Source organism: Congregibacter litoralis KT71 (assembly GCF_000153125.2).
Lineage (GTDB): Bacteria > Pseudomonadota > Gammaproteobacteria > Pseudomonadales > Halieaceae > Congregibacter > Congregibacter litoralis.
This window is the reverse complement of record NZ_CM002299.1, coordinates 2495195-2519544: the sequence shown is the minus strand read 5'-3', so window position 1 is coordinate 2519544 and position 24350 is coordinate 2495195. Positions and strand designations below refer to the sequence as shown.

The 24350-nt window shown below is 56.5% G+C and carries 18 protein-coding genes and 1 pseudogene; 9 read left to right on the top strand and 10 right to left on the bottom strand.

Going from position 1 to position 24350, the window contains the following annotated elements:
• Positions 1-85 precede the first annotated feature (85 nt).
• From KT71_RS21355 to KT71_RS20865, 5 genes and pseudogenes are all read left to right on the top strand, one after another.
• Positions 86-334, top strand: a pseudogene (locus KT71_RS21355) (type I restriction-modification system subunit M N-terminal domain-containing protein); the annotation flags it as partial.
• 21 nt (positions 335-355) lie between these two features.
• The gene (locus KT71_RS20875) at positions 356-1210 is read left to right on the top strand and encodes an HsdM family class I SAM-dependent methyltransferase (RefSeq protein WP_023659648.1); all 855 of its coding nucleotides are present in this window, start codon (positions 356-358) and stop codon (positions 1208-1210) included.
• Between the two features lie 275 nt (positions 1211-1485).
• The gene (locus tag KT71_RS11475) at positions 1486-2682 is read left to right on the top strand and encodes a restriction endonuclease subunit S (RefSeq protein ID WP_008295233.1); all 1197 of its coding nucleotides are present in this window, start codon (positions 1486-1488) and stop codon (positions 2680-2682) included.
• The gene (locus tag KT71_RS20870; RefSeq protein ID WP_023659647.1) at positions 2679-4421 is read left to right on the top strand and encodes a type I restriction endonuclease subunit R; all 1743 of its coding nucleotides are present in this window, start codon (positions 2679-2681) and stop codon (positions 4419-4421) included. The genes KT71_RS11475 and KT71_RS20870 overlap by 4 nt, the downstream gene beginning before the upstream one ends.
• Entirely contained in the window at positions 4421-5644 is a 1224-nt protein-coding gene (locus KT71_RS20865; protein WP_008295235.1) for a type I restriction enzyme subunit R domain-containing protein, read from the top strand. The genes KT71_RS20870 and KT71_RS20865 overlap by 1 nt, the downstream gene beginning before the upstream one ends.
• A gap of 57 nt (positions 5645-5701) precedes the next feature.
• Here KT71_RS20865 and KT71_RS11465 read toward each other — a convergent pair whose 3' ends face one another.
• From KT71_RS11465 to KT71_RS19730, 6 genes are all read right to left on the bottom strand, one after another.
• Complete coding sequence (locus KT71_RS11465; protein WP_008295236.1) at positions 5702-6592, bottom strand: hypothetical protein; 891 nt, start codon at positions 6590-6592, stop codon at positions 5702-5704.
• Complete coding sequence (locus KT71_RS11460) at positions 6589-7410, bottom strand: hypothetical protein (RefSeq protein ID WP_008295237.1); 822 nt, start codon at positions 7408-7410, stop codon at positions 6589-6591. The genes KT71_RS11465 and KT71_RS11460 overlap by 4 nt, the downstream gene beginning before the upstream one ends.
• Positions 7411-8100: 690 nt before the next feature.
• Positions 8101-8316, bottom strand: a complete 216-nt coding sequence (locus tag KT71_RS21350) for a MerR family transcriptional regulator (protein ID WP_084566978.1) — start codon at positions 8314-8316, stop codon at positions 8101-8103.
• Between the two features lie 452 nt (positions 8317-8768).
• Entirely contained in the window at positions 8769-10001 is a 1233-nt protein-coding gene (locus KT71_RS21345; RefSeq protein ID WP_008295238.1) for a tyrosine-type recombinase/integrase, read from the bottom strand.
• Positions 10002-10310: 309 nt separating this feature from the next.
• On the bottom strand, positions 10311-11501 hold the full coding sequence (locus tag KT71_RS11450; RefSeq protein ID WP_023659646.1) for an ISL3 family transposase: 1191 nt from the start codon (positions 11499-11501) through the stop codon (positions 10311-10313).
• Between the two features lie 120 nt (positions 11502-11621).
• Positions 11622-14126: a putative bifunctional diguanylate cyclase/phosphodiesterase gene (locus KT71_RS19730; protein ID WP_008295240.1), complete on the bottom strand. Its 2505-nt coding sequence runs from the start codon at positions 14124-14126 to the stop codon at positions 11622-11624.
• Positions 14127-14304: 178 nt separating this feature from the next.
• On the opposite strand from KT71_RS19730, the gene KT71_RS11440 reads away from it, so the two are divergent.
• Both KT71_RS11440 and KT71_RS11435 read left to right on the top strand, forming a co-directional pair.
• Positions 14305-16143 (top strand): gamma-glutamyltransferase family protein, encoded by a 1839-nt coding sequence (locus KT71_RS11440; RefSeq protein ID WP_169729153.1) that lies wholly within the window; start codon positions 14305-14307, stop codon positions 16141-16143.
• 92 nt (positions 16144-16235) lie between these two features.
• Positions 16236-17729 carry a spinster family MFS transporter gene (locus tag KT71_RS11435; protein ID WP_008295242.1) on the top strand — a complete coding sequence of 498 codons (1494 nt, stop codon included), beginning with the start codon at positions 16236-16238 and terminating at the stop codon, positions 17727-17729.
• A 38-nt stretch (positions 17730-17767) separates the two neighbouring features.
• On the opposite strand, the gene KT71_RS11430 is transcribed toward KT71_RS11435, so the two are convergent.
• Together KT71_RS11430 and KT71_RS11425 are read right to left on the bottom strand one after the other, a co-directional pair.
• Positions 17768-18601 carry an SDR family oxidoreductase gene (locus KT71_RS11430; protein ID WP_008295243.1) on the bottom strand — a complete coding sequence of 278 codons (834 nt, stop codon included), beginning with the start codon at positions 18599-18601 and terminating at the stop codon, positions 17768-17770.
• A 59-nt stretch (positions 18602-18660) separates the two neighbouring features.
• A complete protein-coding gene (locus KT71_RS11425) occupies positions 18661-20205 on the bottom strand; it encodes an acetolactate synthase large subunit (protein ID WP_008295244.1) in 1545 nt (514 codons plus the stop codon).
• A 137-nt stretch (positions 20206-20342) separates the two neighbouring features.
• On the opposite strand from KT71_RS11425, the gene ilvD reads away from it, so the two are divergent.
• Positions 20343-22025, top strand: a complete 1683-nt coding sequence (ilvD, locus tag KT71_RS11420) for a dihydroxy-acid dehydratase (RefSeq protein ID WP_008295245.1) — start codon at positions 20343-20345, stop codon at positions 22023-22025.
• A 42-nt stretch (positions 22026-22067) separates the two neighbouring features.
• On the top strand, positions 22068-22697 hold the full coding sequence (locus tag KT71_RS11415; protein WP_008295246.1) for a trimeric intracellular cation channel family protein: 630 nt from the start codon (positions 22068-22070) through the stop codon (positions 22695-22697).
• A 1-nt stretch (position 22698) separates the two neighbouring features.
• Here the strand turns inward: KT71_RS11415 and purE are convergent, their stop codons facing one another.
• Together purE and KT71_RS11405 are read right to left on the bottom strand one after the other, a co-directional pair.
• Positions 22699-23172 carry a 5-(carboxyamino)imidazole ribonucleotide mutase gene (gene purE, locus KT71_RS11410; RefSeq protein WP_008295247.1) on the bottom strand — a complete coding sequence of 158 codons (474 nt, stop codon included), beginning with the start codon at positions 23170-23172 and terminating at the stop codon, positions 22699-22701.
• The gene (locus KT71_RS11405; RefSeq protein ID WP_084566977.1) at positions 23169-24350 is read right to left on the bottom strand and encodes a 5-(carboxyamino)imidazole ribonucleotide synthase; all 1182 of its coding nucleotides are present in this window, start codon (positions 24348-24350) and stop codon (positions 23169-23171) included. Before KT71_RS11405 ends, purE begins: the two co-directional genes overlap by 4 nt.

Here is a 24350-nt window from a genome sequence, read left to right as displayed (position 1 = left end):
TCTTACAGAAGGAGCTCGAGTCCTACCTCTGGGACGCTGCCACGTTGCTGCGCGGACTGATTGATGCCAGCGACTACAGCAGTACATCTTCCCGCTGCTCTTCTTCAAGCGTCTCTCGGATGTCTGGGATGAGGACTACCGCGAAGCCTTCGAGGACTCCCAGGACGAAGGCTATGCGACAGCCACCGCCAACGACCGTTTCACGATTCCCGAAGGCGCTCATTGGAAAGGCGCCCGCAATGCCTCACGCGATGTCGGCCGGGCCCTGCTGAACGCCTACCAGGCCATCGAGGCCGCCAACCCGCAGCGGCTGGAGGGCGTCTTCGGCAACGCCGCCTGGACCGACAAGGCCCAGATGCCTGACGAGACGCTCAAAAACCTTATCGAGCATTTCTCAAAGCACACGCTGAGCCTCGCCAATGTGCCCGAGGATGAGCTCGGCAACGGCTACGAGTACCTCATCAAGCAGTTCGCCGACGACAGCGGCCACACTGCGCAGGAGTTCTACACCAACCGTACGCTCGTGCACCTGATGGCGCAGATGCTCGAGCCCAAGGCGGGCGAGATCATCTACGACCCGACCTGCGGCACCGGCGGCATGCTCATTTCCTGCCTGGCCGAGGTGAAACGTACCAGCGGCGATACCCGCACCATGGGCCTCTACGGGCAGGAGCTCATCAACATTACCGCGGCCATCGCTCGCATGAACCTGGTGCTGCATGGCGTGTCCGATTTCGACATCCGCAGCGGCAACACGCTGCACGAACCGGCTCTGATCGAGGGCGATCGGCTCAAGACCTTCGATGTAGTCCTCGCCAATCCGCCGTACTCCATCAAGAAGTGGAATCGCGTAGCCTGGCAGAGCGATCAATGGGGCCGCAACTTCCTCGGCACGCCGCCGCAGGGCCGCGCCGACTACGCCTTCTTCCAGCACATCCTGAAGAGCATGGACCCCCAGACAGGGCGCTGCGCGATTCTCTTTCCGCACGGCGTGCTTTTCCGGAACGAAGAGGCCGATATGCGGACTAAGCTCATCGAGGCAGACCTGCTGGAGTGTGTTCTCGGGCTTGGACCAAACCTGTTCTACAACTCGCCAATGGAAGCCTGCGTGCTGATTTGCCGCACGTCGAAACTCTCTGAGCGAAGAGGAAAGATCCTCTTCATCAATGCGCTCAATGACGTGGCCCGCGAGAAGCCCAGAGCTTTCTGAAACCGGAACACCAAGCCAGAATCCTTGAGCATACCGAGATTTCGCAGATAACCCCGGCTTCACCTTTGTAGCGACAACCGAGGAGGTACTAGCCAAGAACGGCGACCTCTCGATTCCCAAGTACGTCGAGAAGGTCACCCCGCATGACGTTGGGAAAGGTAGAGCGGATCTGCCTGCATCATGGGCGTCATTCGAAGCCAATGGTCGGGACTTCTGGGCTGAGATGGACTCCCTCGTCGAGTTGCTCGATGGCGTTATAGCCGAGGAGGCTCGCGATGCTTGAGACATTCGAGCAAACCCAGTTGTTCCGCTTCGACCAGATGGCTGTTCAGGTCAAGGAAAAGGTCGACCCCGCCGAGGCGGACGTGGATCGGTATGTCGGTCTTGAGCACATTGATCCCGAGTCACTGAAGATTCGGCGCTGGGGTGAAACAAGTGAAGTTGAGTCCAGCAAGATCCTCTTCAAGTCTGGCGACATCATCTTTGGGAAGCGGCGCGCTTATCAACGAAAGCTCTGCGTAGCGGACTTTGACGGGATTTGCTCTGCGCACGCGATGGTCCTGCGACCCAAGACGGACGTAGTCCTGGAAGATTTTCTACCATTCTTTATGCAGAGCGAAATTTTCATGAATCGTGCCGTTAAGATCTCGGTTGGAGGTCTATCACCGACCATCAACTGGCGCGATCTTGCGAAGGAAGAGTTCGCCCTCCCACCCCTGCAGGAGCAGCGGCGGATTGTACAGTTGCTGAGCGCCGCAGAGCGATACCAGAACGCTCTCTACGATCTCTCGGAACGCGGCACCTCAAGCCGTGACTCGCTCGTTGACCACCGGATGAGGGGTGCCACACTTGGAGCAACTACCTACCATGAGCGTGTTGGTCGCTATTTTAATGGCTGGAACCTAGTTCCTCTCGGCGAGCTTCTGACCGCTGCGCAGTACGGTCTTTCGGAGAGCCTGCACGGTAAAGGGCAGTATCCGATTCTTCGCATGATGAACCTCGAGGATGGCAAAGCAACTGCTGATGACCTGAAGTATCTGGACCTGTCAGATTCTGACTTCGAGACCTACCGGCTCGTTTCCGGTGATGTGCTCTTTAATCGAACGAACAGCTATGAGCTGGTCGGTCGTACCGGCGTCTATGACTTGCCCGGCGATTTCGTTTTCGCTTCCTACCTGATTCGTCTGAAAACCGATATTGACCGTTTGTCGCCTGAGTATCTCTCTGCCTTCCTGCGAGCACCTATCGGAAGGCGTCAGGTCATGTCGTTCGCGACCCGAGGGGTGAGCCAAGCCAACATCAATGCATCAAATCTAAAACGAGTGTTAGTGCCGCTCCCTCCCATTGGCTATCAGAAAGAAGTCGTAGAACTACTTACCGTGGCCGATTCCTCCCGGAGATGGGCCATTGCGCGACTGCAGGTAGCAAGGGAACTTGCTGGGCAGGTAGTTTACGGAAGCTTGGCGCGATGACATTCAACGAAGCCAACACCGTCGAAGCCTTTATCCGCGACCTGCTCTGCGGTGGAGTTACGCATCACACCGCAGTCGGTCCCGGCCTCGCTCGCCGTTCCGGCCAAATCTCCGGCCTCGGCTGGCACTACCTCTCCTACGAGAACCTCCCCCGCCAGCCCCAGGAAGCACTTGTCGAGGATTATCTCAGCGAGGCCCTTATCCGCCTGAACCCCACCATCGCCGCCCAGCCCGATCGCGTCGACGACGTGCTCTATCGGCTGCGGGCGATCATCATGGGCGTCCGCAGCGACGGCCTAGTCAAGGCCAATGAGGAGTTCGCTGCCTGGCTCACGGGTGAAAAGTCGATGCCCTTCGGCGAGAATGGCGAGCACGTCACCATCAAGCTCATCGATTTCGATGACCTCGAGCAGAACCATTACGTTGTCACCCAGCAATACACCTTCCGTGCCGGCAAGACTGAGAAACGTCCCGACCTCATCCTTCTCATTAACGGAATGCCATTGGTGCTGATCGAGGCGAAGACCCCTGTCCGTTCCAGCCAGAGCTGGCTCGATGGGGCGCTGCAGGTACACGATGACTACGAGCGCAACGTGCCTGAGCTTTTCGTGCCGAACGCATTCTCTATCGCCACCGAGGGTAAGGAGTACCGTTACGGCTCGATTCGGATGCCTGTAGAATTCTGGGGCCCGTGGCGGCTGGAGGATGAAGAGTCTCTACCTTCGATGGGAGGGGTCGAAAAGGCCGTCATCTCGATGCTGCGACCGCAGGTCATCCTCGACTTGCTGGCGAACTTCAGTTCGTATGCGACGCACAAAGGCAAGCAGCGCATCAAGATCATCGCGCGCTATCAGCAGTACGAAGGCACGAACAAGCTCGTCGAACGCGTGGTGGGGGGACGTACAAAAAAGGGCCTGATCTGGCATTTTCAGGGATCTGGAAAATCTCTTCTAATGCTGTTCGCTTCCCGCAAACTGCGCCTGCATCCAGCACTTAAGAATCCGACGGTGATGATCGTTGTTGACCGTATCGATCTTGATAGTCAGATCAGTGGGACTTTCTATGCCAATGACGCCGCAAATCTCGTAAAGGCCGATAGCCGTGAGAATCTGCGGGATCTCCTTGGTAAGGACGTGCGTAAAATTATCATCACCACGATCCACAAGTTCGGTGAGGCAGATGGTGTACTAAACGATCGAGACAATATCGTGGTGTTAGTAGACGAGGCTCATCGAACTCAAGAGGGGGACCTTGGGCGCAAAATGCGCGACGCTCTGCCCAATGCATTTCTCTTTGGCCTAACAGGTACACCGATTAACCGAGCTGATAAAAACACCTTCTACGCCTTCGGGGCTGATGAAGATGCCAACGGCTACATGAGCCGCTATGGTTTCGAGGACTCCATTCGAGACGGCGCTACCAAGGAGCTGCATTTTGAGCCAAGACTGGTTGATCTTCATGTTGATCAAGAACAAATTGACGAGGAGTTTGGGGCGCTAACCGCTCACCTCACCGACGAGGAGCGAGATCAGCTCGGTAAACACGCAGCAAAGATGGCGATATTGCTCAAATCTCCTGACCGCGTTCAAGCGGTGTGTGCCGACATCGCTCAGCACTTTCAGGAGAAGGTGTCCCCAAACGGCTTTGGTGCGCAGGTTGTTACCTTCGATCGTGAGAGTTGCCTCCTCTACAAGAGGCGCTTGACCAATATCTCCCGCCAGAGGCCTCTGACGTCGTAATGTCAGTAAATAGCGGTGAAGATGAGTACGCACCATATCGGCGGGATCGGGATGCGGAGGGGAAACTACTTGATCGGTTTCGAGACCCAACCGACCCGTTGAAGATTGTTATTGTCACCTCCAAGCTGCTCACGGGCTTTGATGCACCAATATTGCAGACTATGTACCTCGATCGCCCATTGAGGGATCACACCCTGCTACAGGCGATCTGTCGCACTAACCGTCCGTATGGGCAGCAAAAGACTCACGGACTGATAGTCGATTACCTTGGAATTTTTGACGATGTGGCACAGGCCATCCAGTTCGATGAGGAGGGCATCACACGCGTAGTTTCCAATATATCTGAGCTCAAGGATTCGCTGCTTCCGGCTATCCAAAAGTGTTTGGAGTACTTCCCGGGCATAGATAGAACACTGGCCGGTTACGAGGGTCTTATGGTTGCTCAGGAGTGCCTGCCAAATAACGACATTCGTGATCGCTTCGCACAGGACGTGAGCTATATGGCACGTTTGTGGGAAGCTATTTCTCCGGACTCTATGTTGGGTGGCTATGAGGCGGATTACCGTTGGCTCGTTCAAGTGTACGAATCCGTTAAACCCGTCTCCACTACAGGCAAGCTGCTATGGCATCAGTTGGGCGCGAAGACCATTGAGCTAATTCATGAAAACGTCCACGTGGACGCGGTGCGAGACGACCTAGACACATTGGTGGTTGATGCTGAGCTGCTTGAGGCTGTGCTTGGAGCTCCCGATCCCGGGAAGCAGTCGAAGGAGATAGAGATCAAAGTCTCCAAGAGGCTGCGGAGTCACCAGCATGACTCTCGATTCAAGGCTCTTGCGGAACGATTGGAAGATCTAAAGAACCGCCACGAGCAAGGTCTTCTGGTCAGCGTCGAATTTCTGAAGGAAATGCTCAAGCTCGCTCAGGATGTGGTGGCGACAGAAAGAGAGGTGCCGCCGATAGAGGATGACGAGCGCGGCAAAGCTGCTCTTACCGAGCTGTTTGAGGAGGCTCGGACTGAAGACACACCAATCATTGTCGAGCGGGTGGTGACTGACATTGATGAAATCGTACGTATGGTTCGCTTCGATGGCTGGCAGAGTACTAATGCGGGTGAGCGAGAGGTGAAAATGGCGCTAAGGAAGACCTTGTTTAGATACAAACTGCACCAGGACGTAGACCTGTTTGAAAAGGCCTATGGGTACATCCGGGAGTACTACTGACGTTGGTTATTCCGGTGTTTACAGGGGCCGAATGTTATCGGTAACTCTTATTAGTGCTCATGCTACGTTGTACCAATCGGCTATCTGATCCGCCATCAGGTCAGTGTCGTCAGCGTCTCGGAGGTCGATCTGTTCGCGGTCTAAGCGCCAACGAATCTCCTCAAGAAGATCATCAAATTGGTTTAGAAAGCTGTCATTTAAGCCATGAGTCTCGCCTGGGCGGACGACAAAAAGGCCACATCGCTCTTCGGGCACACAATTTCGAAGTGTTCGAAGTGAATCTACTCCGCGACGTACTCTGACCTCGGCTTTCCAGACGTCGGCAATCAATGCTGACGCTACATAGCCCGCAGCGCGCCCCTCATCTCTGAAATGAAGCTTGAGCCGGTGGCCTTGATTGTCTATGTCATAAGCCTGTCCATTGGGGTGGAACTTTGATGCAATGTTCTTGTATCTGTCACCAAGGCTCTTACCTATTTTGTTACACGTGGTTGATTCTTGTTCAAATCGTTGCCTTGGTTGCTTGTCTCTCTCAGTCACCTTTGTTCGCGCGATCGGGACGGCGTTGAAAAAGAGAGAGTCGATGATCTCGGTTTCGCTTCTACCAGCTGCATAGCTTGCATCAGTAAAAGTAACGGAGGGCCCAAAATTGCTTTTAAGCCACTCTTCTTCATGCAGCCCCGCCAAGGCTTCGTCGAGCAGGCCAGCAAGAAACTCTACATCTGATATGTTTAGGCGGTCGTCATAGAAGCATGCGAGCCTTTGGTAGTCATCTGCAAGCCGTGTTCTTATAACACCCGCAGAATTTATAAACCCGACGCCTATAGAAATAGAATCCCCAGCAAAGAGATCGGGTGTGAACTTGATTGCAAACCATTTTCCTCGCACCGGATTTGCAATAACCCCAGTTTTGTCTGCTTTCTGAAGTATCTTACTTGCGAGACTCATACCAGCAAGCCCATCTTCTGTGGCATGTCTATCCAGGTGGATCTTGCGATCAAGAATTGCTTCGTAGCATCTATTTCCTGGTCGCCAAAAACTTTAGACAACTCAAAATCCAATTCGTCGACTGCAGTTTGAAGCGCTATTATTAGCTTTGTGTATGCCATTATCGTTCCTTGTTTGAATGGTAACTTAGCTGCTTCTGCACCAAGAACCTGCCAAACGATGTTAGGGGTACTCAGATTGAATTGGTTCGCTAAGTCAGGGGCTTTCCAGTCTGCGCCTCCAAATATGAGTCCATGGTCTATGAGTTCAAAGCCACCAGCCTTCACTAGTAAATTACCTATGTTTCTATCGGCATTGGCGATTAGTTCGTCAAAAGCTACGATCTTCTGAGTAATGGATGGGTAGCTGGTGAGGATCTCAATTATCTTGGCATGGTAGCGTTTTTGCCTTCCTGCACCTGCACTAGCGACCCAATTGATAGATCTTTTTATGCTCGGGTGTGAAGTGTCTGTCGTGAACCATCCAACTGTATGGGTTTTGGGGATCCAGGATGGTGCATTTGAAAGATAGCGCCCTGGAAGAGTTATGAGTCCGCCGTATTTCGGTACCGAAAACCCAAAAGTCTCAGCCAATATGTAGCCAGCACACTCATTGATCAGTGCGCGGGGTTGTCCTGGCGGATAAAACTTGAGGTAGCACATGCAGGGGGCGCCTGGTACGTCTATCTCCGCTATAACGGTGAAACCAGAATCGCCCTCGCTATTTGTCATCGGTTGTTGCGCTATGAAGCGCTCTTCAGTTAGCAGGCTTAGTGGCATTTAGAGCCTTGATCTTGTAGAGAAGCATGGTTGTAAACATCTCCTGATATCGACTAAATCGCAATACATGCTTTTCGGGTACGTAGGCTCTGACGACATGGGTCAGAACAACACGTTGCTTTTGTTTGCTGCGCGCGCCGGCGAGAGTTTAACCTCTGTATCGGGTCTTTGGCGATCTGCCGGAACGTGGTTCCCCAAAAAGCATTTGTATTCAAAGGTTTAAGATTCAGTTAAGGCGCTAGCTGGTTTCCACTAGCCTATACTGTCTCTCGTCGCATCTGAATCCCTTGGTACGACCAAGTTAAAACCTAGTGTTAGCGCTAAGTCTAGGGCGAGCGGCTAAAACAATCTCGTGAGAGTGATGCTCGTGCCACGTTAGCAGTTAGGCTTAGGCCAGTTCCATGGGTCGGGATTCTTACCAGGACCTGGTGAGCAGCCGGGCTCTTCAGCCTTATCGCTGAAATGAACCTGGGCAAACAAAATGGGGGATATTATGGGGGAACGTTGCTTACATGTAATCTAAGTTATTGATAAATAACGATATATGGTACCGAAGGCCGGTTCCGGCACCGGATTGATTGCCACGATGCAGTTTAACGACATGTCAACAGCTTGTGCAGCGCCGAAAGCACCCAGCCAGTGTTTTCCATCAAAGCAGGACTCGGCTTCTGGCCGTTGTCCCGCCTGGTATTAATTGCACAAGGATCGAACTCCTCCCGGCCTTGCGGCAGAAGTTTTCAACGTCTCTACAGCGGCGCGAGGATAATACTTCTGATTGTTTATTCGATGTGCTCTAGGTAGTAATCCGTCCCGTTCCCACCGCCATAGGGTGACGCGTGAAACGCCGAACTCATTGGCTACGATCGCTGCTCGAATCAAGCTGTCTGAACTCTGCTGTTGTTGCATGCTCCACTCATCCTTGAGTTATATTCAGTTCCGAGAGGAGCGTATTATTTCACGTGACCCGTCGGCGCAGCCTCAGAAAATCCGGCAGGGTCGGTTGTGGTTTCTCGGTTAGCGTTTCCCAATCTGTATCTTGCCACCCTCATGAGAAGATCCTTGTGGGAAGGTTGCTGACGACCAATCCCAAGCTTTGATTCCATGCCGCAGCAGAATCCGTTTGGTGTTTATGGACTGCTTCCAAGGTAAGCACACAACCTCAAGTTGCTGGAGCATGGGTAAATGAAGGGCAAAATAACATGTGACCTCTGGAGGTCATTAAGTAAAGCATCGTAAGCGGGCTCCCTCGCTGCCCGCCGAGGGCGAACTGAGGTGCTCGTGGTCCAGATAAGATGACCGTCGAGTTACGGGGAGAACACAACCAGTCGTTGCTTGATTTTGATGACAGACGCTGAAATCTAAGATCTGCGCGCCTGCGCTACGAGCAGAAGTAGATGCCTCGACCAACGCTGTATCAGTCGAATCCGCTGCCTGATGTATGTGGCTCGATTGTATACACCGGCGATGCCCCTTTTGGCGGAGCCCGATACATGGTTAAGGGCTGACTCTATAACATGAGGCTCGTAACCCAGCTCGTTGGCGTGCGTTGCGAACGATCTCCGCAGGTCGCGGAGCTGCCAATCGGCTGAGGCGACACGTCGGTCAAGCCGTTCTTTCGATTTGGACCATCCGGCGAACACTGCCTTTCCGTTAGTGGTGAAGACCAGATCTGTCTGCATGTTTGTCGACGCCTGCAGCGATCGATGATAGTGCAAGATGCTAATCACAGCCGAGCTGAGTGGAACCACATGAGGACGGTGGTTCTTCGTGCGTTGGCCCGGAATGTCCCACCTTCGTTTGTCCAAGTTGATTTCAGACCAACACATGCCAGCAACTTCCTGGCGACGCTGACCGGTTAGCATCATAATTCTGACAATGTTTGCGTAAATTCCTTCTCCTGCGTGATTCCAGATCAGTATGAGTTCCTCTTCGCTCAGGACGCGTTCTCTGACTCCGATATGGGCTGGGCGTTTTACCTGGCTAAGAGGAGAAATCGAAATCAGATTTTCATCGCAAAGCCAGCCGAAAAGCAGTTTTAGTACTGTGTAAATCTTCACGGCCCTCGATTCGTGACCGTCGTCCATAACCGTCTGTAATGCGGTCTTCACATCGTCGTGAGTGATTTCCTGGACTGGTACGTCTGTCCATGACTCGAGCACGTTATGTTGTAAGCATCGGCGATATTCGCCAAGCGTGGACTCGACTGGTCGACGGCCACCGCGGCCGCGGTACGACGAAAGAAAGCGCTCTCTCTCCTTTGCAAAGGTCTGTTTCGACTGCTCAACGAGCAAGTCACGTGGTGTAGGGGGAGCCACGTCATCCAGGTGCTTGCCCTCTGACGCGGCAGTCAGTATCGCGCGAGCTCTTACCCTGGCGTCTGCGAGTGTGAGCTCTGACGTGCGTCCGAGTTTGACACGGCGCTTTCGCCAGTGCCCATTCGCGAGCTCGCGCGTCATTACAATGTACGTGCGGGTTCCGCCCCGAGTCACCCGGACACCGAATCCGGGCAAGTAAGAATCAAAGTAGTCGACCTGTGTGCGGTCGGTCTTAAGGTGCGGTACGGAGGTGGCGGTGAGCTTAACTCTTGGCATGTTGTGCTCTCCAATTTAGGTACTTTTAGGTTCCACTGACCCCCATAGGTACCAAAAAAGCCGCGGTACGCGATGTAACGGTCTGAAACAATATTAGGTACCTATTTGCAGAAATGCACGAAATAAATAGAACAAAAATAGCAGAGAGCACAACATAGGTTAATGCTATGCAACGGTACGAAATGGTGGGGTAGGAGACTGGCAGTGTTGAGGTCGGCGGTTCGATCCCGCCTGGCTCCACCAATATCCTTGCATCAGTTTACTGGTTCGTGGGCTCTCCCCAATTAACGGGGGATGGACCGTTTCTCACTAAACACGATTGATGATGCCATCCCACCCGCAGTGGGTTAAGACCCTCAATCGATAGTTTTCAAAATTTCTAAATCCGTACGCTCTTCGCGTCATCATCTCCATCTTCGTGTGGAAGCCCTCCGTGGGCCCGTTGCTCTTACTGAATCGCCACATCATGACGATGGGCTCAAGCCAAGACTTCAGGGTTTTCGCCAGCCGTCTCAGCGGACTGTGGCGCAGCTGCTCGATCAACGCCAGCAGTTCAGGTAGCTTCTTTTGGGCCGTTTTCTTCCTCAGATTCTTGAGTAGCATCAGCTCGTTGAGGTGTTGCTTGGCGTCATAGAGTGCGGCGAGGCCGGGGTAGTCGCTCAGGTAGCGCCGCAGATTCTCTCGCTGCTCCGGCTTCAAGCGCCAGGCATGGCGCCGCATGAGACTTAGCAGGCCGCGGTTTCTGCGACCCTCGGGGTGCACGTCTTTCCAGGCGTTGAGGAAGTGCTGATTGACCAGGCGAATGACGTGGAATCGATCAGCGACGATCGTGGCGCCGGGAAAGTACTGGCGGGCGATGCTGCGATAGGTCTCGGACAGATCCATCACCACGAGCTTGACGTTGTCTTTGCCCGGCAAACGCCGCAGATAGCTGTCCAGGCTGGCCTGGGAGCGTCCCAGGCGCACATCGAAGACTTTGTGGCGCCGCAGGTCGACCAATGTGGTCGCGAAGCCGCGCTTGCGGGTGAAGAAGTGCTCATCAATCCCGAGGACCTTGGGGCAGGGGCGGTTCGACATCTCCGAGACGCGTCGCTCACAGTGGCCGTGGTACCAGCGTTCAGTAGTGGCTGCGCTGATGCCATGGGTGCGTGTGAGCTTGGCCTGGGTGACCCCGCCATCGTGGGTCTCGAAGACCTCGTGGCGAAACGCCTCGGAGGCTCGATAGCGCGGCCGTACGCCTTTGAATCGATGGCGGAAATAGCGACCGCAGCGCGGGCAGTGATACTTCGGTGCTCTGAGATGCAGAGTGATGAGCTGGTTGCCTTGGCGTGTATGCTTTAGGGGCCGCTGGTAGGTGGCTTTGATCCGCACTCTCGGGTGCTGGCAGTGAAGGCAGCAGGGCCGCTTCTTGGGTTTGGCGTAGACCGAGATCGCATCATTGCGATCGACGTGTTCGACCTCCAGCTCTGGAAGCCCTAGTATTAATCCTGCGTGGGACATCGGGTGTTCTCCATTAAACCGTTTCCGCAAATTCAGTTTAATGAGCCCCGGTGTCCCCCGTTAATGATGAAGAGCCGGTTCGTGTCGTCTGAACGACCCGAGCCTTGATGAATTGTGATATCAGTTGCCTTGCTTGAGGGCGGTAAATAACGCGGCTCCGCCGTTGTTCCAGCCGTCTACCCATGCGGCAAAGTCTGAAGCGGGGATAGGATGCGCAATCGCGTACCCCTGAGCGCGACCGCAGCCCAATCGTAAAAGCTCCCGGGCGTGCTCGGCAGTCTCAACCCCCTCGGCAATCACCTCACGATCGAAGGTTTCTCCAAGGCCTATGATTGCCATAACGATCGTTTTGTCATCCCGATCGCTCAGCATGCCTTTCACAAAGCTCTGATCAATTTTAAGGACTTCAGCGGGTAAAAACTTGAGGTAACGCAGGGACGAGTAACCCGTGCCAAAATCATCGAGGGCCATACGCACACCGAGACGACGACAGGCCTTCATTATCCGGGATGTTGCCTCAAGGTCCGCCAGGGCTCGGGTTTCCAGTATCTCCAACTCCAGGCACGAGGGGTCTAACGCCTCGTGGCGCGCCAGGGCCAGGGTCAGTTTCTCGGTAAAGTCCGGAGCCTGCAATTGCATGGCGCCAACATTAACGCTCACGGGTACTCGAAGGCCTGTCTCAAGCCATTCATTCATCTGCGAGAGTGCCTCAGCAATCACCCAGTCGCCGATCTCAACAGATAGGGGACTCGTCTCAACATCAGGCAGGAATTCTGCGGGTTTGAGCAGGCCGCGCTCCGGGTGCTCCCAGCGGATTAGCGCCTCCGCACCCAGGAGCTCCCCCGAAGGGAGATGAACCTTGGGTTGATAGAAGAGGCGAAACTCCTGTCTGAGTAGTGCCTGCCTGACCTCCGAAAGCAGCGCTCGGCGCAGATCCAGGTTATAACCCTCACTTACATCGAAAAATTCAAGGTCATGCGACGAGTTCTGTTTTGCTGCATACATGGCTTGATCTGCATGTCGCAGCAGTTGGTCAGCGTCGCAACTGTCTTCAGGGTAAAGAGTGACGCCGATGCTTGCTGACACGCTGAGTGCTTCACCGTTAATTGTGACGGGTGTCTTAATGGCTTCAGACAATCGTCGCAGGAGTACCGCGCACTCAGTTTTGTCCGCAACATCGCCGATCAACGCGACAAACTCGTCCCCGCCAATACGAGCCAGGGTATCGGTTTCACGCAGCGCGGTTTTCATCTGCCGGGAGAGTTGTACCAGGAACAGATCGCCGGCTGCATGCCCCAGGCGGTCATTGATCGCCTTGAATTTATCCAAATCGATATAGGCAATGGCGACCTTCGAACCTCTTCTTTGGCTCTGAGAGAGCGCCATGGAGAGACGATCACCCAGCAAAATGCGATTGGGCAAGTCCGTGAGAGAATCAAATTTTGCCGCGTGCTCCAGCTGTTTCTGATGTTCCTTCATCCGGGTGATGTCAGTAAACAAACCCACGTATTGCTGCACGGCTTCGTTGGCATCGCGTATCGCGCTGATGGTGATGAGCTCGACAAATAGTGAGCCATCCTTGCGGCGATTAAAAAACTCACCGCTCCAGTAGTCATTTTTCTTCAGCTCATCCCACATGGCGGCGTAGAACTCTGCGCTGTGCTGCCCCGAGCTCAGGAAGCTGGGGTTTTTGCCCATCGCCTCGTCACGGGAAAAGCCCGTAATGTCCTCAAAGGCCTCGTTTACCTCAATGATTTTGCCGGCGTCGTCGGTTATCAGAATGCCCTCACGGGCGTGGGTAAATACCTGGGCAGCCATCGTGAGGCGCCTTTCATTGAGTTTTCGCTGCGATATGTCCCGGATGACGGTGACGAAGCCTGTTACGTTTCCGTCGGGATCGCGGACAAGTGAGCGTATGGTCTCACCCGTGAAGAGCGATCCATCCCCACGCCGATAGCAAGCTTCATAAGCTCGTTTTGGCGCTGTGGGCCCTTCCCCGTCCAGCAAGGGTGTGATGGGTGGAAACTCTTCCTCGCTGTTGTGGAGCAGGAGCGTTTCCTTGCCGCGTAAAAACTCGATGTCGTAGCCGAAAACCCGTTGCATGCCATCGTTTACCGCCGCAATGCGTCCTTCATTGTCAGAAATGACAATCCCATCACTGATTGCGTTGAGGATGGATTGTCGTTTCAGGCTCTCTTGTTCGGCACGACGACGCTTGATGTCGGCGTCTTGCCGGGCGGATTCCAGATCAGCGGTTTGTTGCGCTCGCTGCTTCAGCTCTCGGGGGATCCAGTAGCGAATAAGCAACGCCAGAATGACCAGAGCCACGGCAACATTAAGGAGCTTCGGGATGATGACGAGGTGAGGCTGCGAGAGTTGATCGTGTATTCCCGCCGGAAGAAATCCGTACAGGGAGTTAAAGAAAAAACCGAAGTAGGTGCTTTCAATAAGCGACCGGAATGCGTCCAGGGCAAGGATAACAAGAAGGACGCTAACGGCTTTGTCGGAGCGTTGCGCGCGCAGAAGATGATTGACGTACAGGCTCAGAATCGCGAGCCACAGGATTACAAGAACCCAATAGAGCGCAGAAGTTAACGCATTGTAATGAGCGTCACCTGCATCCATAACGTAAGCGCCTCTGTTACCCACGGTCCCGCCCCGGGACGAGACCGAGGGAGGATCGAAATATCCTCTCCCGCTTTACCTGATGCTCTCATGGCTTAGGATAGAGGCACAACTCATTCGTCTTTGCCCGTTCTCGGCGTAGATGATGATTCGCTACTTGTTTACCCGGGGTCCGCTTATGAAACTCTATCGTCTGTTGCTAATTGCCTTCGCTACGGTCTTGGCTCCGCTGGTTGCGCTGCAGCCCAGCGCCCAGGAAAATGCCTACCCCCTGCAAATGAGCAGCAGCCGCACAAGCCATCGACCAGAGGTGCCGGGCCCCAATGGGCTGGTCACGGCGGGCCATCCCCTGGCATCCATGGCGGGTCTTCGGATCCTCATGGCCGGTGGCAACGCGGCAGATGCCTCCGTGGCGGTGTTGGCAACCTTGAACGTGGTGCGCCCGCAAATGTCCGGTGCCGGTGGTAATGGGTTTTTCACCTACTACGACAACAACAGCAAAACGCTGCATGCGCTCAGTGCTACCGGGGCAGCACCCCTGGCACTGGATGCCGGCACCCTGGACGCTGAGGAGCTCAACAAGGGCATCAAGGCGGGTGTCGTGCCGGGTCTCTTCGGCGGGTGGGTGTCCCTGCTGCAGAAGTTTGGCACGCTCTCCCTTGAAGACGTGCTGGAGCCGGCAATTGCTTACGCTCGTCAGGGCCACCCCATCGAGGCCTCCGTGGTCCGCTCTATTGCTTCATCGCAGGCTTTGTTTGAAACGCTTCCCAGTAGCAGCGGGGTTTTTCTGCCGGAAGAGCGGCTGCCCATCACCGGTGAAAACTTCACCATGCCGGATCTGGCGAGAACTTTTGAGCGTCTCATAGCGGCTGAACGGCGTGCACTGGACAGCGGAGCCAGTCGACAGGAGGCCCTGCAGGCTGCTTTCGATCTTTTCTATCGCGGCGAGATCGCCGAAGAAATGGCTGCCTTTTATAGCGAGAACGGGGGGGGTTTCACTCAGGAGGATTTCGTCCGTTATGAACCCCTCTGGGGTGAGCCGATCCACGCGCGCTATCGAGGCTATGACATCTATACCTCACCACCGACATCCCGCGGGGGACTGGAGGTGCTCATGCAGCTCAAACTGGTGGAGGGCTTTGATCTCGAGGGTCTGGGATGGGAAAGCCCCGTGACGCAGCACCTGCTCATAGAGGCCATCAAGCTTGCCAAAGCGGACATCTATCACTACGTCGCGGATCCACGACTCCACGACGTTCCCGTGGAGGGAATGCTGGCCGAAGACTATTTGCAACGCCGGCGAGCACTCATCAACAAGCAGGCAGCGATGGGATTCCCAGCGTGGGGCAAGCCCGGGGAGCTATTGACGCTGGCCATGGACACTCTCAGCTCAGGCACCCATAAGAGACCCCTGGACGAGAAGAGTGTCCCGGGGAGCACGACGAGCTTTTCTATCCGGGATAAGAGCGGCAACGTGATGGCCGCAACACCCACGCATGGCGGCGCCTTCGGTACGGGCGTTGTGGTGGGCAACACCGGTCTTACCTTTAATAACGGCACCCGTGTGGGCTCCACATCACCCTATCCGGAAGATATGAATTACGCCCGTGGCGGTCAGGTGCCCATTCTGAACAACTCGCCCATCATTGTGATGAAGGACGGGGAGTTTGTGATGGCCCTCGGTACCCCGGGGGGCGAGACCATCGGGCAGACCCAGTTTCAGGTGCTGGTGAACGTGCTGGATTTTGCTATGCCCGTGCAGGCGGCTATCGAAGCGCCGCGCTTCAGCGTATTTGCGACGCCAAACTTCTATCGCGAGGGCGCGGATATTACCGTGCGTTTTGAGGACCGGCTCACGCAGCAACAGCACGACGGGCTCAAGGCTCTGGGACACGCTTTGACGCTCGCGCCCTCATTCTCTCTGGGCAGCATTCAGGCAATTCTCAAAGATACGGAGCTGGGGACCGTCACTGCAGGTGCTGATCCGCGGCGGGCTGCTCAGGCTGTTGGCTGGTGAGCACTAATTATTTTCTGTTTTTGGTACCTCCCCAAAAAACATGCTGTTAAGCTGATTCAGAAAATAACAGTGCGCAAAGCACAAAGGGATCTATGCAGGAGACAGGGACAACGGCGGTAAACGCCGGAGCCAGCCGCGCCAAGGGAAGTCACCCGGACACCGGCTTTGGTACGCCGGGCTACCGGAAGTATGTGTTGGGCGCGCTGCTCACGGTATACGTCTTAAATTTTATTGATCGCACGATCATCAATATTCTTACGGAACCCATTAAGGAGTCCTTTGGTCTGGAGGACTGGCAGATGGGCATGCTGGGCGGCCCTGCATTTGCCGTGCTCTATACCTTTATCGGCATACCCATCGCCCGCTTTTCCGAGAAGAACCACCGCGTGTGGATCATTGCCGCGTCCGTAGCCCTCTGGAGCCTCATGACCGTGCTGTGTGGCTTTGCCACGAGCTTCATCGCCCTGTTTATTTTTCGAATTGGCGTGAGTATTGGAGAGGCGGGCTGTTCGCCGCCGGCAAATTCCATTATTGCCGACTACTTTATTCCGGCCCAGCGCTCCACGGCGGTGTCCACCTATGCCCTGGGCATCCCCCTGGGGGGCATGGTGGCTTACGTGTTTGGTGGTTTTATCGTGGGCAGCCTCGATGGCCCGGCGGTGGCGGAGCTGTTTTCTTCCTGGGGCTGGATGTGGGCCGTCAACGCCCTGGACTGGCAAAATATTGAAGGCTGGCGTATTGCCTTCGCCGTGGTGGGCTTTCCGGGAATCATCGTCGCGCTCTTAGTGAAGCTGACGATCAAGGAGCCTCCCAGAGGCTACACGGACCCCGCGGCCATGCAGGGAAAGGCGCAGGTCAGCTTTGCTGAGGTTTTAAAGATCCTCGCAAAAAAACCGTCTTACTGGCACATCACCCTGGGCGTCACCATCGCCTCCTTTGTGAACTACGGCGTCGCGCAGTTCTTTGTTTCTTTCCTCATTCGAACCCATGAGATGTCCATCTTCGATGCCGCGGTGAAGGTTGCGATGGTGCTGTCGGTGATGGCCTCCATTGGTACCTTTATGTCCGGCTATCTGGCGGACCGTTTCTCTGTTCGCTATCCCAAGGCGCTGGCCTGGATTCCCATGATTGCCCTTTTGGGCTCCACCCCGATGTTTATCGCGGGGTATCTGGTGGACTCCCTGTGGATTGCCATACCCGTGCTCATGGTGGGTCAGATGCTGCTGTACACCTACCTGTGCCCCCTCTACGCGGTGCCCGGTGGCGTTGTAGATAGTCGTATGCGGGCCACGTCCGTCGCTGTTACGCTGTTTATCGTGAACCTGCTGGGTTACGGACTGGGTCCGCCTTTGATCGGCGGTTTATCGACCATCCTGAACGCGGGCTTTCTTTCCGGAATCGACCCGGCGCTGTCTTTGGAGGCCTGTAAGAGCGTGTCCCTTAGCGAGACCGCGCGGGCCGCCTGTGGCGAAGCAAACGCCAGGGGTCTTCAATGGTCTATGATTTTCTTTAAGTGTCTCTACCTCTGGGCAGCGCTGCATTTTTATCTGGGTAGCAAGACCCTGCAACGCGATATGGGGCGCTAGGCAAGCGCCCGAGGGGTTTTCTCAGGTCGGACGGGACCCTAGGGCAAGCCTGTAAGCTTCTGGATGATCCAGTCGGATACGCGGGTTGGTAGCAGGGCCTTGATCGCGATAAAGGCACTCCCCGGCAAAAAAGGCACCACGCTCCGCGGTGTGGGATTGTGGCTTTCGCAGGCCGCCACAATGCTCCCCGCCACGGTGATGGGGTCCGCCCCTTTGCTGTGCAACTCGTGATGAAAGCGCTTGAGCGTACGTAGCTGCTCTGCGTAAGCTGGGGCTGCTTCTATCCAGTGCGCAATCTGCTCCTGCTCCAGTGAGCCAAAACGCGTCTTTACCGCACCGGGTTCAATAACCACCACGTCAACGCCATGGGGTCTGAGTTCGTGGCGCAGGGAATCGGAAATTGACTCCACGGCGTGTTTAGTGGAGTTGTAGGGACCAAAGAAGGGCAGGGTGACGCGGCCTGCGACGGAGGACACATTGATGATCCGGCCCCGCCGACGTTCGCGCATTCCTGGGACAAAGGCACGGGTAACACGCACTAAGCCCAACACATTGGTACTGAATTGTCGCTCCCACTCAGCGTCAGGAACCGCCTCCAGCGGACCCACCACGGCGTAACCGGCGTTGTTGACGAGAACGTCGGGAGCCTTGCCGTCGAGCGCGTCAAACACCCTGGCCGCCGCTGCAGTGACGGAGTCCCCGTCGGTGACATCCATCGCCAGCGCGGTAATGTTCTCGTAGCCCGCATCGAGTTCCGCCAGGGCGGCCTCATCGCGGCCCGCGGCGAAGACCCGGTGTTTCTTGCTGGCCAGGAGTATAGCCGCAGCGCGGCCAATACCCGCGGTGGCTCCGGTGATCACGATATTCGACATTACGATTCTCTTTTGTTGCTGACCCTAGGCTGCGATAAAAAGCATACCGGCCCTGGGCATTACAGAATAGCCTCGATGAGACAGGGCCCCGGTGTGGCCATAGCCTCCGCAAACTGTACCTGGAACTCACTGCTGCTGCGTGCCTGGCTTGCTTTGACGCCGAGTCCTTTGGCCATGCTGGCAAAATCCATATCCGGCCGGGAGAGGTCAAGCATGGACAGGGTCTTTTCGTTGGGTTCGCCGGCGCCCACTCTCGCCAGTTCAATATTAAGAATCGCATAGCTTTTATTGTTGAGAAGCACCACGGTGACGTCGACGTTTTCCCGGGCCATGCTCCACAGCGCCTGAATCGTGTACATGGCCGATCCGTCCGCCTGGAGAGCAATGACCTTGCGATCCGGGCAGGCAAGGGCTGCGCCCAATGCAACGGGAAGACCCTGGCCGATGGCGCCGCCGGTGAGCGTCAGCCAGTCGTGCGCCGGCGCATTTTCGGTACACATAAACATCGCCAGGCCGCAGGTCGCGCCTTCATCAGAGACGACCGCGTGTTCGGGCATTTCGTTGCTCATGATCTGCCCGATAGTCAGGGGATTGAGGCTGTCGTCGGCAACTTTGTGGATCTGCCGCTCGTGAAGCGTCTTGGCGCGGTCTTGAATGTCCAGCGCATTCAGGAGGGCGGCTACCGTGGTGTCGATGTCTTCGCTGGGCTCTGCGAGTGTCAGCAGTTCGCAGTGTTCCGGAGTCAGCCAGCCCTCTTTACCGGGATAGGCAAAAAAGCTCACGGGCGCAGCGGTGCCCAAAAGAATCAATTGTTCGAAAGGCTCAAGAGCATCGGCTGCCTGCTCCGCGAAATAGGGAAGGCGCTGCACAACGGCACGTCCCGCACCCCGTTGGAGACGCGTGGGGAAGGTGGCGCACATGAGGGTGACGTCGTGAGCGTCCGCGATAGCGCCGAGTTGCGCGAGGTTATCTTCGCGCAGGGCCATTCCGCCGAGCATGATCACCGTCTTTTTCCCATTGCTAATCGCGTCGGCAATGCGTTGGACGCGCTCGCCGGCCACCATCAGAGGTTCCGCTTTCGGCAGTGCCGGCGCAGCCTCGCTGGCCTCGTTCCAGGCGTGGTCCGCGGGGGCGATCACCGTTGCAATCTGGCCGCTGCCTTTCATGGATGCCTGTACGGCACGGGCGCCGGCGGCGGAGAGCTCCTCGGGAGAATGGGCAATCTCCGTCCACTGAGATCCCCAGCGCGTGATGGCTGGGAGGTCCGAGGTGAGCGGTGCATCAAACTGGATGTGGTAGCTTGCATGATCGCCTACGATATTGACGATGGGCGAGCCTGCCCGGCGGGCATTGTGCATGTTGGCGAGACTGTTGGAAAAACCCGAACCCAGATGCAGGAGCGTCGCCGCGGGCTTATCCGCCATGCGCGCGTAGCCGTCAGCGGCGCCGGAAACCACGCCTTCGAACAGGCACAGCACCGGTCGCATGGCGTCAGTCTGGCCGATGGCCGACACAAGCTGCATTTCTGAGGTGCCGGGGTTGGCGAAGCAGATTTCTACTTCGCTCTCCACCAGCGTTTTCAATAAGGCTTCTGCACCATTCATAAGGACATCTCCCGGTTGCGGATTTTTAGAATTTGCGAGGCGCCTATGATAAGCGACAAAGGGGCGGAATGTTTGTCGTAAAGCTTACAGTCACTTAAAATCCGCCCCCCGTTTCACCATCAACAGAGACCTGGTCTATGGCGCTCAATCGTCGCTCCAAAAACATCACCGAGGGCGTCCAACGTGCGCCCAATCGCTCCATGTACTACGGCATGGGCTATGAGGAGGGCGATTTTAGGAAGCCCATGGTGGGCATTGCCAACTCTCACTCGACGATCACGCCCTGTAATGCGGGACTCCAGCCCCTGGCTGATGCCGCTCAGGAAGGCCTGAAAGAAGCCGGGGCCAATCCTCAGGTGTTTGGCACGCCGACCATATCCGACGGCATGTCCATGGGTACCGAGGGCATGAAGTACTCCCTGGTATCCCGGGAAGTTATCGCTGACTGCATCGAAACCTGCGTGGGCGGTCAGTGGATGGACGGCGTGCTGGTGATCGGTGGCTGTGACAAAAACATGCCCGGCGGCATGATGGGCATGCTCCGCGCAAACGTCCCCTCGATTTTTGTATACGGCGGGACCATTCTTCCCGGGCGTCACAATGGTCAGGATCTGAACATCGTCAGCGTGTTTGAGGCGGTCGGTGAGCATGCGGCGGGGCGTATCAGGGACGAGGATTTACTGGCTATCGAACGCAATGCGATTCCGGGAACGGGCTCCTGCGGCGGTATGTATACCGCAAACACCATGAGCTCGGCCTTTGAGGCCCTGGGCATGAGCCTTCCTTATTCCTCGACCATGGCAAACGTCGAGTCCGAAATCAAAGAATCAGCCAAGGCGAGCGCGCTGGCTCTGGTGGAGGCGATTCGCCTGGATCTTAAGCCCAGGGATATTGTGACCCGCGAGTCCCTGGAAAATGCCGTTGCGGTGATTATGGCGACCGGGGGATCGACCAATGCGGTATTACACTTTCTGGCGATTGCCCACGCCGCGGAGATTGACTGGAGTATCGACGACTTTGAGCGAATCCGACAAAAAGTACCGGTGCTCTGCGATCTCAAGCCCAGCGGGGAGTATCTGGCCATTGATCTGCACCGTGCTGGCGGCATTCCCCAGGTGATGAAAATTCTCTTGGACGGGGGCTTGCTCCACGGCGACTGCATGACCGTAACGGGCAAGACTATTGCGGAATCCCTGGCGGATGTGCCTTCGACGCCCGTGGACCCCAAGGTCATTCGTCCTCTGGATAACCCCATGTATGCCAAGGGGCATCTGGCGATTCTTCGCGGCAATCTCGCCGAAGAGGGCGCCGTAGCCAAAATCACGGGTCTGAAAAACCCCGTGATCACGGGACCTGCGAAAGTGTTTGATGATGAACAGTCGGCCCTTGATGCCATTCTCGCGGGCAAGGTCAAAGCCGGTGACGTGGTGGTACTGCGGTATCTAGGGCCCCAGGGCGGACCGGGTATGCCCGAGATGCTGGCACCCACCAGTGCTCTGGTGGGGCAGGGTCTCGGGGAGTCCGTAGGCCTGATTACCGACGGCCGATTTTCCGGGGGCACCTGGGGGATGGTTGTGGGGCATGTGGCACCCGAAGCCTATGCGGGTGGTCTCATTGCCCTGATAGAGGAGGGGGACTCCATCACCATCGATGCCCATACCCTGAGTCTGGAACTCAATGTCGACGACAAAGAAATTGCTCGCCGGCGCGGCGCCTGGGTAAAGCCCGAGCCACGCTACACCCGGGGCGTCCTCGCCAAGTTTGCAAAAAATGCAGCCACCGCAAGCCGCGGCGCGGTGCTGGATCTGTATGAGGACTAAGCTGTTTCTACCGGCTTTGCCCGCGCTCCGTAGTCGTCATCTATGACCCTCGCCGGCGTTATCGCCTACTGCGATCTACTGGCGGTGGGCGTGTTTGCTGCATCGGGAGCCCTCGCCGCCGCAGAAAAACGATTGGACGTGCTGGGCTTTGTGCTGTTTGGCACGATTACCGGAGTGGGCGGAGGCACCCTGCGGGACCTGCTGCTCCAGCTGCCGGTGTTCTGGATCAGCGATGTCCGCTATCTCTGGGTATGTATCACCGTGTCGGCGCTGACCTGGTACATCGCGCCCATGTTGTCGGTCCGTCGCAAAATCCTGCTCTGGGCCGATGCCATGGGGCTGGCGCTGTTCTCTGTGCTGGGCTGTGCGAAGGCGCTGCAATACGATGCGCCATGGATCGTGGCTGTGGTGATGGGTGTGATGTCCGCAAGCTTTGGCGGTTTGATTCGGGATACGCTCCTGGGGCGTGAGTCCGTGCTTCTCGGCGCGGAAATCTATGTGACTGCGGCCCTGGTCGGCGCGGGCACCTATGTCGCATTGGTGGCGAGCGCTGTGGTATCGCCGAGTACGGCGTTACTCCTCGCCATGATTCCCGCGTTTATCCTCCGCGCTGGAGCGATTTATGCGGGATGGCGTCTGCCCAGCTATCGTCGTCTGGGTGATGGTTCCTAGCTCAAACCGTTTTTGCCAGCACCTTGTCCCGCAGATTTTCCTTGTAGCGCCTGAGTCGCTCGCGCAGCGCCTCGTCGCCGGTGGCGAGCATTTGGGCAGCGAGAATGCCCGCATTCGCTGCGTTGTCGATGGCGACCGTGGCCACAGGCACACCGGCGGGCATCTGTACGATGGATAAGAGACTGTCCTGACCCTGGAGCTTGGTTGCAGCCACGGGTACGCCAATCACGGGGAGCACCGACAGGGACGCCACCATGCCCGGCAGGTGCGCGGCGCCGCCGGCACCGGCGATAATGACGCGCAGTCCCCGCTCCTCGGCTTCCCGGGCGTAGGTGTACAACTTGTCCGGTGTGCGATGCGCGGACACGATCTCCATTTCGCACGCCACCTCAAGCATATCCAGAATATCCCTGGCAGCACGCATCACCGGAAGATCCGAGTCGCTGCCCATAATGATGCCTACGCGTACTGTCATAGCGATCGTGCCTCGTCCTGAATCCTGTCCCAGTTGCTGTGCGTTGCCAAGAGTGCCTGGTCGGCCGTGGATGCTACCGCCGTTATATGCCCGAGTTTTCGCATGAGCCGCGCGGGGCTTTTTCCGTACCAGTAGACCGTCGCCTCATCCGTACCGGCCTCGGTACCTGATGCGCGGTGGATGGCCTCTTCCTTGAGGGCCCGTGTGCAGAGGAGGTTGCGCATGGCGGCGGGGGTTTGCAAGCTGCTGTCGCCCAGATCCATGCCCGCTACTGCCCGGAGATGCTGCTCGAATTGCGAGCTGGCGCAGGCCTCGATCGTGTAGTGCCCGGAGTTGTGCACCCGGGGCGCAATTTCATTGATCAGCACCCGATGGTCGGCCAGCAGAAACATCTCGACGCCGAACACGCCCACACCCTGCAGCGCCTCGACGGCCCCGTAGGCAAGACTGATCGCGGCTTGCTCTATTTCCGCACTGACATCGGCCGGGGCACTCACCGTGTCGAGCACGGAGTAATCCGTTTCAAAGCGCATATCCACGGGCCCGAAGTGCGTGGTCTGCCCATCGCGTCCCCGGACCACCAGCACCGCGATTTCACGAAACTCACCGGCGAACTGCTCCAGGAGGGTGCTCCCGGGCCAGGCTTTTTTGAGATCCTCCTCTTTGCGTATCAGCTGTACCCCACGGCCATCAAAGCCGCCGCGGAGGGCCTTCTGCACAAAGGGATAACCCAGGGTTTCGCCGGCCTCTCGCAGCTGCCTCCCATCCTCGTCCGTAATCACAAAGGGGAGGGTGGCCAGATCGTTCTCCGCCAGCCAGCGTTTCTGCCTGGCCTTGTCCTGGAGTATTTCGATAGCCGACAGCGGGGGATAGCAGGAGACGAGTCCGGCATTTTCTGCTGCCCGGAGTTGTGCCACGGTGGCCTCGGGGATATCTTCCCGTTCGTAGGTAATGACGTCGCACTTTTCGATGAGCATGGCGACGGCGTCGGCAGCATCCATGGTCCCCTCAATGGCCTGGGTGGCTTTTTGCGCGGCGGCGCAGTGACGGTCCGTCGTCAACATCACCGTGGCAAGATGTAATGCCGGCGCGGCTTCGCAGAGCAGCATGCCCAGCTGGCCATCACCGATGATACCCACGGTTTTCGCTGTTTTTCCTGAAGAGAATGTCTCTGCCAT